This window comes from Streptomyces spinoverrucosus (genome assembly GCF_015712165.1).
In the GTDB taxonomy this organism is placed as follows: domain Bacteria; phylum Actinomycetota; class Actinomycetes; order Streptomycetales; family Streptomycetaceae; genus Streptomyces; species Streptomyces spinoverrucosus_A.
The window spans coordinates 1,535,111-1,551,489 of sequence record NZ_JADPZX010000001.1; the positions used below are offsets into that span (position 1 = coordinate 1,535,111).

At 70.8% G+C, this 16,379-nt stretch carries 13 protein-coding genes and 1 pseudogene; 5 read left to right on the forward strand and 9 right to left on the reverse strand.

The window, feature by feature from the left end:
- Positions 1-23: 23 nt before the first annotated feature.
- Together I2W78_RS07035 and I2W78_RS07040 are read right to left on the reverse strand one after the other, a co-directional pair.
- Positions 24-1,832, reverse strand: coding sequence for an ABC transporter ATP-binding protein (locus I2W78_RS07035; protein ID WP_196457888.1), 1,809 nt, complete (start codon positions 1,830-1,832; stop codon positions 24-26).
- The gene (locus I2W78_RS07040) at positions 1,829-3,565 is read right to left on the reverse strand and encodes an ABC transporter ATP-binding protein (RefSeq protein ID WP_196457890.1); all 1,737 of its coding nucleotides are present in this window, start codon (positions 3,563-3,565) and stop codon (positions 1,829-1,831) included. Before I2W78_RS07040 ends, I2W78_RS07035 begins: the two co-directional genes overlap by 4 nt.
- A 504-nt stretch (positions 3,566-4,069) precedes the next feature.
- Between I2W78_RS07040 and I2W78_RS07045 the strand changes: the two genes are divergently transcribed.
- Both I2W78_RS07045 and I2W78_RS07050 read left to right on the forward strand, forming a co-directional pair.
- On the forward strand, positions 4,070-4,372 hold the full coding sequence (locus I2W78_RS07045) for a hypothetical protein (RefSeq protein ID WP_196457892.1): 303 nt from the start codon (positions 4,070-4,072) through the stop codon (positions 4,370-4,372).
- 65 nt (positions 4,373-4,437) lie between these two features.
- On the forward strand, positions 4,438-4,749 hold the full coding sequence (locus tag I2W78_RS07050) for an ArsR/SmtB family transcription factor (RefSeq protein ID WP_196457894.1): 312 nt from the start codon (positions 4,438-4,440) through the stop codon (positions 4,747-4,749).
- Positions 4,750-4,919: 170 nt separating this feature from the next.
- On the opposite strand, the gene I2W78_RS07055 is transcribed toward I2W78_RS07050, so the two are convergent.
- A complete protein-coding gene (locus I2W78_RS07055; RefSeq protein WP_307783943.1) occupies positions 4,920-6,077 on the reverse strand; it encodes a GTP-binding protein in 1,158 nt (385 codons plus the stop codon).
- A gap of 32 nt (positions 6,078-6,109) precedes the next feature.
- Positions 6,110-6,490 carry a hypothetical protein gene (locus I2W78_RS07060; protein ID WP_196457896.1) on the reverse strand — a complete coding sequence of 127 codons (381 nt, stop codon included), beginning with the start codon at positions 6,488-6,490 and terminating at the stop codon, positions 6,110-6,112.
- Positions 6,491-6,717: 227 nt separating this feature from the next.
- On the opposite strand from I2W78_RS07060, the gene I2W78_RS07065 reads away from it, so the two are divergent.
- Complete coding sequence (locus tag I2W78_RS07065) at positions 6,718-7,176, forward strand: Fur family transcriptional regulator (RefSeq protein WP_307783623.1); 459 nt, start codon at positions 6,718-6,720, stop codon at positions 7,174-7,176.
- A 94-nt stretch (positions 7,177-7,270) separates the two neighbouring features.
- Here I2W78_RS07065 and I2W78_RS07070 read toward each other — a convergent pair.
- From I2W78_RS07070 to I2W78_RS07085, 4 genes and pseudogenes are all read right to left on the reverse strand, one after another.
- A pseudogene (locus tag I2W78_RS07070) lies at positions 7,271-7,699 on the reverse strand (ribosome small subunit-dependent GTPase A); the annotation flags it as partial.
- Between the two features lie 252 nt (positions 7,700-7,951).
- Entirely contained in the window at positions 7,952-9,220 is a 1,269-nt protein-coding gene (locus I2W78_RS07075) for a sugar ABC transporter permease (RefSeq protein WP_374222649.1), read from the reverse strand.
- Positions 9,214-9,987 carry an ATP-binding cassette domain-containing protein gene (locus I2W78_RS07080; RefSeq protein ID WP_196457900.1) on the reverse strand — a complete coding sequence of 258 codons (774 nt, stop codon included), beginning with the start codon at positions 9,985-9,987 and terminating at the stop codon, positions 9,214-9,216. Before I2W78_RS07080 ends, I2W78_RS07075 begins: the two co-directional genes overlap by 7 nt.
- A gap of 45 nt (positions 9,988-10,032) precedes the next feature.
- Positions 10,033-11,109: a substrate-binding domain-containing protein gene (locus I2W78_RS07085; protein ID WP_196457903.1), complete on the reverse strand. Its 1,077-nt coding sequence runs from the start codon at positions 11,107-11,109 to the stop codon at positions 10,033-10,035.
- A 188-nt stretch (positions 11,110-11,297) separates the two neighbouring features.
- Between I2W78_RS07085 and I2W78_RS07090 the strand changes: the two genes are divergently transcribed.
- Positions 11,298-13,766, forward strand: a complete 2,469-nt coding sequence (locus I2W78_RS07090; protein WP_196457905.1) for a SpoIIE family protein phosphatase — start codon at positions 11,298-11,300, stop codon at positions 13,764-13,766.
- Positions 13,763-14,845 (forward strand): sugar ABC transporter substrate-binding protein, encoded by a 1,083-nt coding sequence (locus tag I2W78_RS07095; RefSeq protein WP_196457907.1) that lies wholly within the window; start codon positions 13,763-13,765, stop codon positions 14,843-14,845. The genes I2W78_RS07090 and I2W78_RS07095 overlap by 4 nt, the downstream gene beginning before the upstream one ends.
- Before the next feature lie 30 nt (positions 14,846-14,875).
- Here the strand turns inward: I2W78_RS07095 and I2W78_RS07100 are convergent, their stop codons facing one another.
- Positions 14,876-16,378, reverse strand: a complete 1,503-nt coding sequence (locus tag I2W78_RS07100) for a cellulose-binding domain-containing protein (protein ID WP_196457910.1) — start codon at positions 16,376-16,378, stop codon at positions 14,876-14,878.
- Between the last annotated feature and the right edge of the window lies 1 nt (position 16,379).

Sequence of the window (16,379 nt, forward strand, 5' to 3'; positions counted from 1 at the left end):
CGCGGGACGGCTGGTGCCGGCGGTCACGCTGACTCCTCGTCGAGCTGAGCGGCGAGCAGGTTGACGTAGCGGCCGTCGGCGGCGACCAGCTCGGCGTGGGTGCCGGTCTCGGCGACCCGGCCCCGGTCCAGGACGACGATCCGGTCGGCGGTGCGGATGGTGGACAGCCGGTGCGCGATGACCAGCGTGGTGCGCCCTTGCCTGGCGCTGTTCATCGCCGCGGTGACGGCCTGTTCGCTGGCGGCGTCGAGGTTGGACACCGCCTCGTCCATGACGAGGATCGGCGCGTCCTTGAGCAGCGCGCGAGCAATGGCGATGCGCTGCCGCTGCCCGCCGGACATCCTGGCGCCGAGCTCCCCGGCCACCGTGTCGTAGCCGTGGGGCAGCTCGGCGATGAACTGGTGCGCCTGGGCGGCCCGGGCGGCCGCCTCGACCTCCTCGTCGGTGGCGTCCGCACGGCCGAGCCGGATGTTCTCCCGCAGGGACGTGTTGAACAGGAACGTGTCCTGCGGCACCAGGGTCATCAGCCGACGCAGGTCCTCCGCCGGGAAGTCGCGCACGTCGTGCCCGCCGACCGTGATGGAGCCGGCGGCCGCGTCCCAGAACCGCAGCAGCAGGTTGGCGCAGGTGGACTTGCCGGCCCCGGAGTGCCCGACCAGCGCCACGGTCTCCCCGGGGCGGATCTCGAAGGAGACGTCCTCGACGGCGGGCCGCAGGTCGTCGCGGTAGGCGAAGCCGACTCCGTCGAAGCGCACCACCGGCGTGATCGGGCCGGCGGGCGCGGAGTCGACCAGGTCGGTCACCGGGGGAGGCTGCTCGATCAACGTGACGATGCGTTCCGCGGCGGCGGCCACCACCGACAGCTCCCGGGCGACCTCGGTCACCTTGAGCACGGGCATCATCGACATCGCGGCCAGCACGACGGCGACGGGGAAGGCGGTGGCGGCCAGTTCGCCCTGGTCCACCAGTCGGGCGCCGAGCACCAGCACCACGAGGATGCCGACCAGGGCGATGGTGTCCGTCGCGGAGTATTCGATTCCGGACCGTCGTCCGTGCCGCGCCTTCGCCGCCGCGAGCCGCGAGCCCTCCTGGCGCAGCAGCCCCAGCCGCTGCTCCCGGCCACCGAAGTTGACCAGCTCGCGCAGGCCCTGGAAGGTGTCGGCGCTGTCGGCGCCGATCCGGCCGAGTGACTCGCGCAGGTCCCGGCCGTGGGCCTCGGCCCGGCGGCGCAGCCAGGCCGGCACCGAGGCGAGCACCAGCAGCACCGGCAGCAACGCCACCGCCAGTGACCAGTGGAAGCTGCCCAGGGCCACCGTGGTCGCCACCGGGATCGTGGTGGCCACCGCGAGCGGGCTCAGCGTGTGCGCGAAGAAGAGTTCGATCTGCTCGACATCGGCGATCGCCGCCGATCCCAGGTCACCTGACCGGCGTTCGAGCATGTACCCGGGGGAAAGCCGCTCGAAAGCCGCGTACACCTTGCCGCGGGTGTCGGCCAGGGCACGGAAGGCGGCGACGTGGGCGAACACGCTGTCGGCCACGTTGAAGAAGGCGAGCGGCGCGATGAGCGCCGCCAACAGCACGATCCAGCCGGTGAGTTCCCCGGCCGAGCTGCCGGTCGCCGCGAGCGCGACCACGTAGGCGCCGATCCCGGCCGAAGCGAGCGCGAGCAACTGGTGCACCGCGCCCGCGAGATAGGCGACGGCGATCAGCCTCCGGTGCTCCCCGAGCAGCGGCATGAGCACCCGCAGCCGGGCACTCAACGACCGCGGCCGCGCGCGATCCTCACCGCCGGTGTCGTGCAGGTGGTCGTGGTCGTGGGTGACAGCGGTCATCGCGTCGCTCCCGTCTGAGTGGCGACGAGCTCGGCGTAGGCCCCGGCTGAGCCGAGCAGGTCGGCGTGGCTGCCCGCCTCGACCACGAGGCCGCCGTCCATCACCACGATCCGGTCGGCGTCGCGGACCGTGGACAGCCGGTGCGCGATGACGACGCTCGTCCGGCCACGCATCAGCTCGGTCAGTGCCTGGGTGATCTCGGCCTCGTTCGCGGCGTCCACACTGGACGTCGGCTCGTCGAGAACCAGGACCGGCGCGTCCTTGAGCAACGCACGTGCGATCGCCAGCCGTTGCCGTTCGCCGCCGGACAGCTTCAGCCCGCGTTCCCCGATCACGGTGTCGTAGCCCTGCGGCAGCGCGTGGATGAACTTGTCGGCACGGGCCGCCGCCGTCACCCGGTCCAGCTCCTCCGGCCGCGCGTCCGGCTTGGCCAGCAGCAGGTTGTCCCGGACGGTGCCGTGGAAGAGGTACGTGTCCTGGGACACGACGCCGACAAGCGCGCGCAGCTGTGCCAGCGGCAGTTCGCGGATGTCCCGCCCGCCGAGCCGGATCACACCGTCGTCGGGGTCGAAGTAGCGCATCAGCAGCGCGATCAGCGTGCTCTTGCCCGCGCCGGAACGGCCGACGACCGCCAGACGCTCACCCGGTGCCACCGTGAGGCTGAAGTTCCGCAGGGCCGGGGCGCTTCGCGTCGGGTAAGTGAAGGAGACGTCCGAGAAGGTCAGGCCAGGCGGGTCCTCGGTGAGCGCGGGGGCCGTCGTGGCCGGCTCGGTCACGTCCGGCTCGAGCCGCAGCAGCTCCGCGACGCCGACGCTCGCCGGGATCGCGGAGTACGCGGCGTGGTAGGCGGCCTCCAGGTCGTGCATCGGCCGGAACGTCTCCCGCGTGAGCATGAGGATGACGAAGAGCCCGGCAACGCTGATCGAACCCCGGGCCGCGTGCCAGGCGCCGAGCGCGACCGCGGCGGTGGTACCGATCGGCACGAGCAGTTGCGCGACGCTGGAGGAGGCGGCCCAGGACCACATGAGCCGGATCGAGTCCACGCAGAAAGCCTCGGCCCGGGCTGCCAGCTCCCGCCCGCGGCGCCCGCTGGCGTTGAACGCCTTGAGCGTCGCCATGCCCTGCACGGCGTCGAGGTTCTCGGCGTACAAGCCACGGTAGGACCGCATCCATCGATCACCGCGATCCTTGATCCACCGCGCGCCGAGCAGCTGGGACAGCGGCGCCAGCAGGGCGCACACCAGCACGATGACACCGACCAGCGGATCGATCACCATGATGCATGCCGATGCCGCGCCGGCTCCGAGCATGGAGGCGTACACCGACGGCACGAAACGGCCGATCAGGGGATCGAGCAGTTCCACCGAGTCGACGACGGTGGACTGCAGGTCTCCGGTGCGCAGTTGCTGAGCCTGACCCGGGCCGATCTCGATCAGCTTCGCCGTGAGCCGCTGCCGCACCGCCTCCTTCACCCGGCCGGAAACGCGGGGCGCCCAGCTGTCGCGGAGCACGATCACGGCGATCCGGGCGAGCTGCAGCGCCACGATCCCGACCACCGGGCCCGCGAGTTCGCCCACCGAGGCGCCGCCGAGCACGTTTGCCAGCAGTCTCGCGATCAGCAGCCCTTGACCGATGTAGGTGGCGGTGACCAGCAGGAGCAAAACGACCAGCCCGGCGACCTCGATCCGGGCGCGCCGCGAGAAGGACAGGAAGAGGCCAACAGCCGATCGCACGAAGGATCCTCTCCGCCCGGGCGGGCTGGCATCGTGGGACGCTCGGCCCCGAACGGAGGCTTATTGCAACCTCTTGGCAATAAGTAGTCCAGCGCCCGTGGCGCCGTCAAGACTTCGAAGACATGAAGTTAAATGGTTGTCATTTTCGATGCTCTGCAACCGCTGCGACGGGCGAGCGATGACGATTCTGCTACCCAACCACTTCCTCGCCGACCGCCAGGAAGCCCTCGACACACCCGACTTCAGCCGGCTCGCCGCCCGAGACGCGTTGCGGGCCGCACCCTCTCCCTGCCTGCCGACCCGCTCGCCGCACGGACAAGGGCTTCCAGCGCGGGGCGTGGCCGCAGCCCCTCGCCCGCATCGAACTCGACCCACGGTGCCCGGAGTTCACCAGCAGTCACCGTCGAACCACAAACACATGCAGCAATCACTATATGTTAATGTCGCCATGCACTGTCACGGCGAGAGCCGCGGACGCACAACCACGCACAAGGAGCCCCCCTCATGGCCACCGCAACCGAGCACCGCACCCACGACGACCACGCACACGCCCACGGCGAAGGCTGCGGCCACGTCGCCTTCCCGCACGGGGACCACACCGACTACGCGCACGACGGCCACGTCCACCGGGTCCACGGCGACCACGTCGACGAGTGCGCGGGAACCGGCCACGCCGTGCACGACGGCCACGACCACCACCACGGCGAGGGCTGCGGCCATGTCGCCGTGCCGCATGACGACCACACCGACTACGTGCACGACGGTCACCGTCACGCGGCCCACGAGGGACACTGGGACGACCACTGACACCTCGCACACCGAAGCGGCCAACCGCCACACTGGAAATCATTGCCATATGCTAATGTCTGCATATGACAACGACTTCCCCTCCCTCGGCGGACGAGCCGCTACAGACCTTGCAGGCCGCCAGTGACCTGCTGCGCGCACTGGCGTCGCCCGTCCGGCTGGGCATCGTGCGCGAGTTGGCCGACGGCGGGAAGTACGTCCACGAGCTGGTGACCGCCCTCGGCGTCAGCCAGCCCCTGGTCTCGCAGCACCTGAGGGTGCTGCGCACCTCCCGGATCGTCACCGCCCGGCGCGAGGCCCGCGAGACGCGCTACCGCCTGACCGACGACCATGTGGCACACATCGTGCTGGACGCCATTCGGCACGCACAGGAGTAGCCACCGCCAGACGCGGCAACACCCTGAGGGCCGCCCGGCTTCCCCCTAGAAAGCACCCCCGCTGGGCGGCCCTTGACATGCCGTGCTCTCGAACAGCAGGTACGGGCCACCGGTTCCGTCGAGGCGCCCGCCAACACGCGCGCACGGGGCTGCCCCACCAGCTCCGCCGATCACGGCGCATCGGGGCCGCCGAGCAGGGGGTCGGGGATGGCGGCCCAGCCCTCTCGCCCCAGCGACAGTTCGGCGTCGGTGAGGAGGGCCGCGTCCAGCGCCGAGCGGATGCGGTGCGGGTCCAGGCCGACGCCGGTGAAGGTGAGCTCGTTGCGTCGCTCGCCGTAGTAGTCGTGCCAGAACCAGGAGGCGAGCGTGCGCCGCTGCGGGGAGGCGGCCTCCCAGGCCGGGGCGTCCCCCTGCTCCAACCAGCGGTCGGCCTCGGCCAGTTCCAGATGCGGTCCTGCCGAGCGCCAGGCCACGACGGAGTCGGGACGGCCGGCCAGCCACAGATGACCACGGCTGCGTACGACACCGCACAGCACGTCCGCGAGAACGTCGGCCAGGCGCTGCGGATGCATCGGGCGGCGGGCCCGCCACAACACGGACTCCACCCCGTGACTGACGCCGCCCGGCCGGCGGATGCGAGGCACGGTCACCGGCTCCAACCGGGCCCGCCACACATCGTCGGCCGCGCGGGGAACGGGCTGGACCGGGAGGGTCGGGAGTTCCCCGGCCGGGAGATTCAGGAGCAGGGCCTGGGCGTTGAGGTGAGCGGCCAGCGCCCCGACCCCGGCCTCGCGGCGGCCCTCGTGCGGCCCGTGCGGCACGAGCAGCACATCCGCCGCCTCCACCTGACGCACCGCGACCTCGGCAGGAGTCAGAGGCTCACCGCGCCCGTCCCCGTTCCACAGGCGCATGGACCGGTGCACACATCCGAGGTCCGCCATGAACGGGGCGGCATCGACACCGACCATGACCGGCCCGGGATCATAGTGGTCCCCCAGGCGACCGCTGCCGATCCGCGCCCGCCACAACTCGACCAGGAACGGCAGGACATCGAGGCTCTCCGGCAGCGCCAGAACCACATGTACGCCGTCCTCGGCGCGCCGCAGAGCCATCAGGTCCTGGCGGAGAATCACCACAGGATCGCCCGTCGCACCCTGGGCAGCGGCGTCCCGCAAGCGCGCGTCAGCGCCGGACATGAAGCGCTGAACCGCCGGATATCCCTCACCCCGCTCCTGGATGGAGACGGCCATCACCACCGCGCGCGGAGCCGTACGCAGCAAGGCGTCCACCACGGCACCGCGCACCTCCGGTGTATTGCCGGCCACCACGCTCAACAGCCCTTTCCGCACGCCGTACGCCCTCAGTTGAGGTGAGCGACGTGCCGTGGAGCGGGTGCCGCGCGCAGCCGGTCGGGCAGCGTGCCGTCGACCGGCATCCCGGCCCGCAACCACGCGCCGACCGCCTCCGCGTCCGCTTCCCCGACGAGCGGCCCGAGACGCACCGAGGCCCCGGAGGGCCGACGGTCCACCGCGCACGGCTGCACGGCCGCATACAGACCTCGACCGGGGCGGCAGTGCAACAGGGATTCCAGGCACCCGGTGGCAACCATGACCCCGTGCGGACAGTCACGCACGGCCCGCCGCAGCACGTCGACCACCTGACCGTCGGCGGTGTCACGGCAGGCGGTGCAGACAACGAGGGTGAAAGGACGACTTCGGCGGCCGGCCCCTGCTCGAGCCATGCCCTGCCCCCTTCCCAGCTTATTGAAAATGGTTCCCATTTATATACCACGCCACCGCCGCCGAGGCGTGAACCGGGGACCACATGGATATGACTGCCATTTTCATCTACCCTTGACCGTGCATCCGCCTCGATCCCGACACAACCGGGGGGTCATCAGCTGTGAGCGGCCGGATCACCCGCCAGCGCGCAGCGGTCCTCAATGCGCTGACACACTGTCAAGAGTTCGTGTCCGCCCAGGACTTGCACGCCCTGCTGACGGCCGACGGCACCCAGATCGGGCTGACCACCGTCTACCGCGCGCTGCGCGACCTGGAGGCGACCGGCGGCGTCGACGTCGTACGCGACGAAGTCGGCGAACGGTTGTACCGCTCGCGGGCCGGCGACGAGCACCGCCACTACCTGATCTGCCGCAGTTGCGGACGCAGCCGTCCGGTGGACTCCGAGGTCATCGAGGAGTGGGCCGAGCGCATCACAGCCCAGACCGGCTTCGCGGCCGTGGAGCACACCGTCGAGCTCACCGGCGTCTGCACCGCCTGCCAGCCCGCGACGGACGAAAGAGGCAATCCACCACGGCCCTGGGACTCAGGCCACACAGCGCATCGGGACCGGCCACCCCGAGCCGCACCGCCCGAAGGAGACCGTCCGCTCGGCACGCGCCCCGGACGACGACACCGCACATCGTGACCCGCCGCCCACCTGCGCCAGGCCCGGCTGTCCGCCTCTTGAAGCGGTCGCCATCGAGACCACCTGCCTCGCCGACCCCGCACCGCTCGGCATCCGCGCCCCGGGCCGACGCAAGGGCCCGCATCCCGACGCGGCCGAGGTCGAGTTCGACGGCCGGCGACACGGCGATGATCGCGTGGTCGACGTTGGCGGCGAGGATCTGCCCCTCGGACCGCTTGGAGGAGGTGGAGCGTACGAAGGCGGTACGGCGTGGCAGATACGTCCGTACGTAGCGGGGGCTGCCCGCGGGTTCGACGGCGACCCAGTCGCCGGTGCACACGACCCGCATCGGATCGTGCGGTGTGACGAAGGCGGTGTCGGCGCGCAACACTCCGTCGGCGGTGGCCACGTCGCACTGACCGCGGTCGACCCGGACGACCCGCCCGGCCAGCAGCCCCTCGCAGTCGTACGGGGTGAACTCGTCCGCCCATGCCTCGTCCCAGCCGTAGGGGGCGAGCGCGGCGGAAGCAGAAGTGGAAGTCAAGGGAGACCCTTCACAAGGGTGGCCCCGGCAGGCGCGCGTACGACGACGCGCGCGGAAGCGTCGAGTGTGTCAGCCGGTGGCCACGGAGGTGGACTTGATGAACTCCGGGATGCGGGCAGCGCCCAGCGCAGCGACAGCCATCGGTCGACACCTCCCTTACCACTCGGCCGAGCAGCGGCAGCCGACGGCTGCCGCGCGAAGCAGCCCTCACACTGGGGAGTCGCACCCGCGAGCGCCACCGAATTTTGCGGCTCAAGCCCGGCCATGGGCCTCCTGCGAGCGTCGCGACAGTGCGTCGATGACTGCCGCAGCGAAGAGCACACCTCCCGTGATCATGAATTGCACGGCTGCGGGGGTGTCCGTAATCGCCATGCCCGAGGCGATCGACTGGATGACCAGGATGCCGAGCACGGCGGACCAGGTCGTACCACGCCCTCCGAACAGGCTGGTGCCACCGATGACCGCTGCCGCGATGGCATTGAGCAGCAGTGCGCCCGAGCCCGAACTCTGGCTCACCGAGGTGATGCGCGAGGCCAGGAAGAGACCGCCGATCGCGGCCATGGTGCCCGAGACCGCGAGCACCGCGGTCTGCACCCGCGTCACACTGACGCTGGCGCGACGGGCCGCCTCGACACCGCCGCCCAGTGCGTAGACCTGCCGCCCGTGGTAAGTGCGGCGCAGAGCGATGTCGAGGCCGGCCACGATCACGAGGAAGATCAGCAGGGCGAGCGGCAGACCCTGGAAGCGGTTGAGCACATACGCGGCGGTGAACGCGATCACCGCGAGGGCTCCCGCACGCACGGCGATCCCGCTCAGTGAGCGGTGCCGCATGCCGACCGCCCTGCGGCGTCGCCTGTCCAGGTAGGACACGAGGAACACCGCGCCCGTGCCGACTGCCGCCACTGTGTAGGCGGCGGCGTCATGGGTGAAGTAATGGCTGGTCAGCTTGGCGACGAGCCCGTTCTCGTCGAGGTTGATGGTGCCGCTGGTGCCGAGGATGTAGAGCATGAGGCCGTTCCAGGTGAGCAGCCCCGCCAGGGTGACCACGAAAGCCGGCACGCGGGTCCGGGCGAACGAGAGGCCCTGGACGCTGCCCGCCACCGTGCCCGCGAGCACCGCGATGACGAGGGCGAGCCATTCCGGTACGCCGTGGCTCACGTTCAGAACGGCGAAGACAGCCGCCGCGAGGCCACTGATCGAGCCGACCGACAGGTCGAGCTCACCGAGCAGCAGCACGAAGACGATGCCGACGGCGATCAGACCCGTGCCCACGATGTCCACGCCGAGATTGGACAGGTTCCGGGGGGACAGGAAGTTCTCGTTGAGGGACTGGAAGGTGATCCAGACCGCGGCGAGGACGAGAACGACCGGGAGCAAGCCCAGTTCGCCGGCGCCCAGCTTGCGTCGGAGCATGACGACCCGGCTTTCCACGGCGCGGGCGACAGCCTGTCCGCGGTGTGCCCGACGGGCCTCGACGGTGGGTGTGCCGGGGGCGGCCGTGTTGCGCTTCCCTTTCACCACCCTGCCTCCCGGTGGGCCGTCCGGCGGGGCACGTTCTCCGCGGCGCCGGTGATGGACGAGATGATCTGTTCATGCGATGCGGTGTTCACGTCGAAGAAGCCGTTGTTGCGGCCGAGCCGCAGTACGGCGGCCCGGTCCGCGAGAGCCTTCACGTCGCCCATGTTGTGGCTGATGAGCAGTACGCCGAGGCCGTGATCACGCAGCCGGTCGACCAGGTCGAGGACCTCGTTGGTCTGTTCGAGTCCCAAAGCCGCGGTCGGCTCGTCCAGGAGGAGCACTCGCGGGTCGCCCAGAAGCGAACGAGCGATGGCGACCGTCTGCCGCTGACCGCTGGACAGTGAGACCAGGGGCGCCCGCAGATCGGGAACGCGGCTGGTCAGGCGTTCCAGCAGGTGGCCGGTCCGGCGTTCCATCTCCACCTCGTCGAGGAAGCCGAATCTGCGGATTTCCCGGCCGAGGAACAGGTTGCCGACGACATCGAGGTTCCCGCACAGCGCGAGATCCTGGTAGACGGTGGCGATGCCGAGGTCCCGGGCATCCTGAGGACGCCTGATGTGGACCGTCCGGCCCTCCCACCGGATGACGCCCCGGTCCGCCGGAGCGACACCGGAGATCACTTTGACCAGCGTGGACTTACCGGCCCCGTTGTCGCCGAGCAGCGCGACGACCTCGCCGGCGCGGATCTCGAGATCGACATCGGTGAGCACGTCGACGACGCCGAAGCGCTTGCATATGCCGTGCAGCATCAGCAAGGGGGGAGTCGGCACGAAGACCACCTCCTTCCCGTGACCGGTGCTGCGCCGGCCCGGCTCTCAGGCGAGTCCGGCTCTGTCGCAGGCGGCGTCGAGTCGAGGGGGGCAGATCTGCTGGATCGTGTACACACCGTCCTTCACCAAGGTGTCCTTGATGTTGTCGACGGTCACGGACCTGGGGGTGAGCAGGACGGCGGGTACCGCGTCCCCACCGGAGGATTTCACCTCTGCCGTGGCAATCCGGTTCAGCTTTTCGCCGCGGGCCGCGGCCACGGCCATGGCTGCACCGGCGGAAGCCTCGGGTTCGAAGGGTTTGTAGACGGTCATGTACTGGTCGCCTGCCACGATGCGCCGCACGGCGGCCAGTTCGGCGTCCTGCCCGGTGACAGGGGGAAGCGAGGTGACCTTGTTGGCCTTGAGGGCGGCAATGCTGCCGGCGGCGAGGCCGTCGTTGGCGGCGTAGACCCCGTCGATATTGCCGGCGCCGAGGGCGGCGATGGCGCCGGACATGTTCATGTACGCGACCTCCGTCCGCCATTGATGAATGTCGTACGCTTTGCCGATCTTCACCCGCCCCTCGAGTACGGACAGGGCGCCCTTCTTGAACATCACTGCGTTGGGGTCGCTGAGATCGCCGTTCATCATGACGATCTGACGGTGGGACAGGCCGGCACCCATGGCCTTCAGCAGTGCCCTGCCCTGGAGCCTGCCGACCTCCTCGCCGTCGAAGGAGACGTAACCCGAGATGGGGCCCTCGGCGAGGCGGTCGTAGGCGATGACGGGGACACCCGCTTCAGCCGCCCTTCCGACCTCGGGCCGGAGCGATCTGGCGTCCACGGCCACCAGCAGGATGGCGTCGACCCCCTGACTGATCAGTTGGTCCATCTGCTGCTGCTGGAGGGCCACATCATTCTTGGCGTTGGCGTGCTCGACGGTGCAGTCGGCGCACAGTTCCTTGATCTTCCTGTCGAGCAGGGGCCTGTCCTGTGTCTCCCAGCGAGCCGTGGTGTTGTCCGGCAGCAGCACACCGATCTTCGGCGTGTTCTCCCCGTCGGAGTCATTCCCTGCGTCCGGCCCGCAGGCGGCCAGGGTGACAGCCATCGACACCGCGGTCATCGTGACGGCCACCTTCAGCATGACGACACCCTGGCAAGACGACTATGTCGTCAGTCTGACACGAGATGCGCTGATCTGCGACGTCAGTGAGCACTGCATCCCATATCAATCGCTCTATCCGTTTGGTTCGAATATGACAATCTGGTATCTGAGTGCGCCGATCTCAACCGGTCGGTACCTGCGGCAGGGGCAGGAGGTGGGTTGCGGACATGACCGATGACCGTTCACCGCCTCCACTGCGCGAGGCCACCACGAGGGACCGGGCACTGGCGTTCGCCGGAGTGGCGCTGGCGGCCGTCTATGTGTCCGAGGTCGGGCAGCAGGAGCTGCGCCTGCTGGAGTCGACCCGAGCCGGAACCGACCAGTACGAAACGCCGGAGCGCCTGCCACTGTTCGGTGGCTCTCCCGCAGCCCACGCCTGCCGCGCCGAGGGGCCCCTGTGGCTGAGTCCTGGCGCGCTCGCCTCCAGCCACGACGGCGGGCCAATGCCCCCGCGCACGCAGGCGCCGCTCGGCGCGCTGCCCCTCGTCACGCAGGGCAGACGGCTGGGCTGCCTCGTCGTCGTCGGCGCTTCCCCGGACGGCTTCGAGGCCGAGCAGCGACGCTTCCTGGAGCGGTATGCCGACGCGGTCGCCGACCTGCTGGGCGGGACCGGCCCACCCGCACCGTCGTCGTTGCTGGGTTCCGCCCTGCGCAGCCTGCGTGTCGGCTCGTTCGTCCTGATGCCGGACACCGGCCTGATCGAGGCGGACGAGACGCTGCTCGACCTGGTGGGCATCACACCGGACGACTTCGACGGCAAGGCGGACACCCTGCTCTCGCACGCCCTGCCGGAGGACATGCACGCGCTGATGTCGGTCCTGGAGCCGTCCGCCCAGGCGTTCGGCCGGCGGGAGCTGGAATTCCGCGTCCGCTGCCCCACCGGTGAAATGCGCTGGCTGAGCCTGGGCTGCCGGGTCCTGACGCACGACGACGAGCCCGAGCAGGTGCTCGGCGTGGTGGCCGCGCCCTCAATCCTGCGCCGGAGCCCCGACGACGTTTCCCGGATCCAGTGGCTGACCGCCGCCCTCGACGAAGCCGCGACGGTCCAGGAGGTCGGCCGGGTGGTGGTCACAGCGCTGCGGGAACCGCTCGGTGCCGACCGGGTGGCGCTCGCCGAACTGCAGGACGACCGGTTCACGGTCACCCTGCTCGACCCGCCGCAGCCCGACGCCTGGCCGGAGATCTGGCGTTCCCAGTGGCGTTCGGAATGGCCTGACGCACCGGTCAGCGCCCTGCCCACGCTGCGCATGGCGCTGCGGGACGGGCGTGCGGATCTGTGGCCCGCAGGCACCGCCCTCGAACCCGGACTCACGGGTATCGGCGCCGGGGGTCTGGCCGTGCTGCCGCTCCCCGCCAAGGGCGGGGTCGCCGGCGTGTGCGTGGTCGGCTGGGATCAGCCGCACGAGTTCGTCCCCGAGGAGCGGTCCCTGCTCACGGCGACCGCGGCGCTGGTCGGGCAGGCCCTCAGGCGCGCGCACGCTCATGACGCCGAGCAGGAGCTCGCGACGATGTTGCAACGCAGTCTGTTGCCCCGGCGCCTTCCCGAGCTGCCCGGCGGGGCGGCAGTCGCCCGCTATCTGCCCGCCAGACGGGGACTGCAGGTGGGCGGCGACTGGTACGACGTCATCGCCCTCTCCGAGCGGCGGGTGGCGCTGGTCATCGGTGACGTGCAAGGACACAGCGCCGGAGCCGCGACGATCATGGGTCAGATGCGTACCGCGGTCAGGGCGTACGCGGTGGAGGGCCATCCGCCCGACGTGGTGGTCTCCCACGCGAACCGCCTCCTCGTCGGCATGGAGACCGACCTGTTCGCCACCTGCTGCTACGCCGAACTCGACCTGGAGGAGGGCAACACGCTGTTCGTCCGGGCCGGGCACCTCGCACCGCTGGTGCGCCGTCCCGACGGAAGCACCGAGGAGGTGGAGGCCGAGGGCGGGCCGCCGCTGGGCATTCTCGCGGACGCGGAGTTTCCCCTGACCGCCCTCGCGCTGGCCCCCGGCACGGTGCTCGCCCTGATCACGGACGGGCTGGTCGAGGCCGCCGACCTGCCCCTGGACGAGGGCATGCGCCGCACGCGTGCCGCACTCGCCGCGGCTGATCCGGCGGACCCGGGGCGGATGGCCGACGCTCTGCTCGGCGACACCGGTCGCCGTGAGGACGACGTGGCGCTGTTGCTGCTGCGCTACGACGGCATGAGGATTCGGCCGATTCGGGCGGGCTGGGTGGTGTGGCGGCTGCCCGACGCCGTCATGCACGCCCGCCGGTTCACCGCGCGCACGCTACGTCGCTGGAAGGTCGAGGAGGCAGCCGATGCGGTGCTGCTGGTGGTGTCCGAACTGGTCACCAACGCCTTGGTGCACACCCAGGGTCCGATCGGCCTCAACCTGACGCTCGGCGAGAACCGGGTGCGGGTCGCCGTGAGCGACGCCTCACCTCGTGCGCCCGCCAAGCCGGTGATCGTGGACTGGGAGTCGACCGGTGGCCGGGGGCTGCTGCTGGTCGAGGCGGTGTCGGAGTCCTTCGGCTCGGTGCCGGTGGCCGGCGGCAAACAGGTGTGGAGCGAGATCCAGGTGCAGCGCGCCGAGCCGGATCCCGCCGACTCTGCACCCCGAACGGAACGAGTGGGTCTGCCATGAGGCCTCGTACACGGCACGCCGTCGCCGCGTTCGCCGCCGGACTGCTGATGCTGTCCCCGACCGCATGCGGAGGAGACAGCGACGCGGGCGGGGAAGGCTTCACCGTGGGCCTGCTGCTCCCGAGCCGGGCGGTCCCCCGCTGGGAGCATTCCGACAAGCCACTGATCGAAAAGCGGCTGAAAGAGCTGTGCGCCGACTGCACCATGCAGTACGCCAATGCCGAGAGCGACGCGACGAGGCAGCAGCAACAAGTGACCTCCATGGTCACCAAGGGCGTCAGCGTCCTGATCCTCGACGCCGCGGACACCCGGGCTCTCCGCTCCTCCATCCAGGAGGCACACAATGCGGGTGTCCCCGTCGTCGCCTATGACCGGCTCGCCGAAGGCCCGGTCTCGGGCTATGTCAGTTTCGACGGCTTCCAGGTCGGCAGGCTCCAGGGCGAGGCGCTCCTGAAGGCCATGGGCGAGGACGCGAGCCGCGAGAGCATCGTCATGCTGAACGGCGACCCGACCAGCCCCAACGCGGAGTGGTTCCGCAGCGGCGCGCTGTCCGTCCTCGACGGCAAGGTGAAGATCGGCAGGTCGTACGACATCCGGGGCTGGAGCACGGACAACGCCCACGCCAGTATGTCCGCCGCCGTCGCGGCCCTGGGCCCGGACCGGATCGGTGGCGTCCTGGCGGCCAACGACACCATCGCCGCGGGCGTCATCGCCGCTCTCAGGAGTGCCGGTGTCCGGGATCTGCCTCCCGTCACCGGCCAGGACGCCGACCTCGATGCCGTGCGGCGCATCGTCGAGCGCGAGCAGTACATGACGGTGTACAAGCCCTTCAAGGCGGAGGCCGACGCAGCCGCCGCCATGGCCGTCGCCCTCGGGCGCGGCGACGATCTCCGCGGCATCGCCACGACGACGACCGACAGCCCCACCACCAAGGACATCCCCTCGACGCTGCTCGCTCCGCAGGCGGTGACGCGCGACAACATCGAGCAGACCCTGATCAAGGACGGCGTCTACACCGTCGACCAGATCTGCACCCCCGAGCTCCGGCGCGCCTGCTCCGAGGCCGGCCTCACCGGGTAGAGGAGGCCGGCCGCTCACCCGCCGTCGCGCTCAGGCGCCCGCGCAGTCCCGCCCGTTCAGCGTGAAGTCGTACGCCGGTGAGTTCTTGCCGCGCCAGGAGGCGAGGAAGCCGAAGGCGAGGCTGCCGTCCGCGGGGACGGTCCTGTTGTAGTCGGCGGCGGTGGCGGTGACGCGGGAGCCGTCCTGGGTGACGCTCGCGTCCCACATCTGGCCGACCCGCTGGCCGTCCCGGAAGGTCCAGGCGACGTTCCAGTTGTCCAGGGCGTGCTCGGTGGTGACGGTGACGGCGGCCTGGAAGCCGTCGGGCCACTGGCCGACGAGGTCGTACGTGACGTGACAGTCCGGCTGCTCGCTCTCCTCGGGCGTCGGGCTGGTCTCCGCCGACGTGGTGGACGAGCCCTGGGGTTCCGGGTCGGTGCCCTGGTGCTCGGGCGGCGGGGCGGAGGTCTCCTTGCCCGACGGCTTCGGGGAGTTCGGGGCTGGGGACGCCGGCTCGGAGGGGGTGCGGGTGGTGGCGACCGGCGGGGACGGGCGGGGATCGGCCACCGGCTGGCGGTCGGTGGTGTCGGCGGGTGCCGCGGAGTTGTCGCCGGTGGTGCCCTGCGGCATCAGGGTGACGGCGAGGGCCAGCAGGGAGACCAGGACGGCGGCGACGAGAAGGCCGTTGCGCAGCACCCGCGCCTTGTCGGCACCGGCACCGGCCGCGTCGTCGTCCGAGTCGGGCGCGCCGGGGCGGCCGGCGCCGAGGCGTACCTCCGCGGCCCGGCGGCGGCGCTCCAGGTAGGCGAGGCCGCCCCAGCCGATGACACCGCCGGCGAGGGCTCCGGGCAGGCCGCCGCCGTGCAGCCGCAGGCAGGCCGCGGCCTCCGCGCACTGCACACAGCGGGCGAGGTGCCGGGAGAGGTCGTCGGGGGTGTCGGCGACCGGTGAGCGGGTGACGGCGTCGAGCAGCCGGGCGTAGCTGCGGCACTGCGGGTCCATCGGCGTGTCGAGATGGTTGCGCAGGCAGCGGTCCCGGAACAGGGCGCGCACTTCGGTGAGTTCGTCGGGGACGCCGGTCGGGTCGAGGCCGAGGCGGCGGGCGACCACCGACAGCGGCAGGGCCTCCACCTCGGCGAGCCAGAGCAGTTCGGCGTCGGGGCCCTGCATGTCGCGCAGGGCGCGCAGGGCGAGCGGGCGGCGCAGTGGGGGGCCGGTGTAGCGGGCGGCGTTGTCGGAGTTGAGCCACAGGCGCAGTTCGGGGTCGAGCCGGTGGCCGTGGCCCTGCATCTCCCAGTCGGCCGCCGTGGTGCGTACGGCGGTCAGGAGGAGGGGTATGCGGGGCAGTCGGGGCGGGCGGCGGCCGGCGTTCCGGTGCGGTTCGGACTCGGCGGTGCGGGCCTCGCGTATACCGTGTGCGAACGCATCCCGGGCGAGCCGGGTCGCGGCCGCGGATCCGGCCGTGCACAGATCGGCGTACGACAGCACGGTGTCCCAGCACTCGGAGAACAGCGCCGCCTCGGTGGCGTCCTGGGGGGTCGGCAGGTCGGGCATG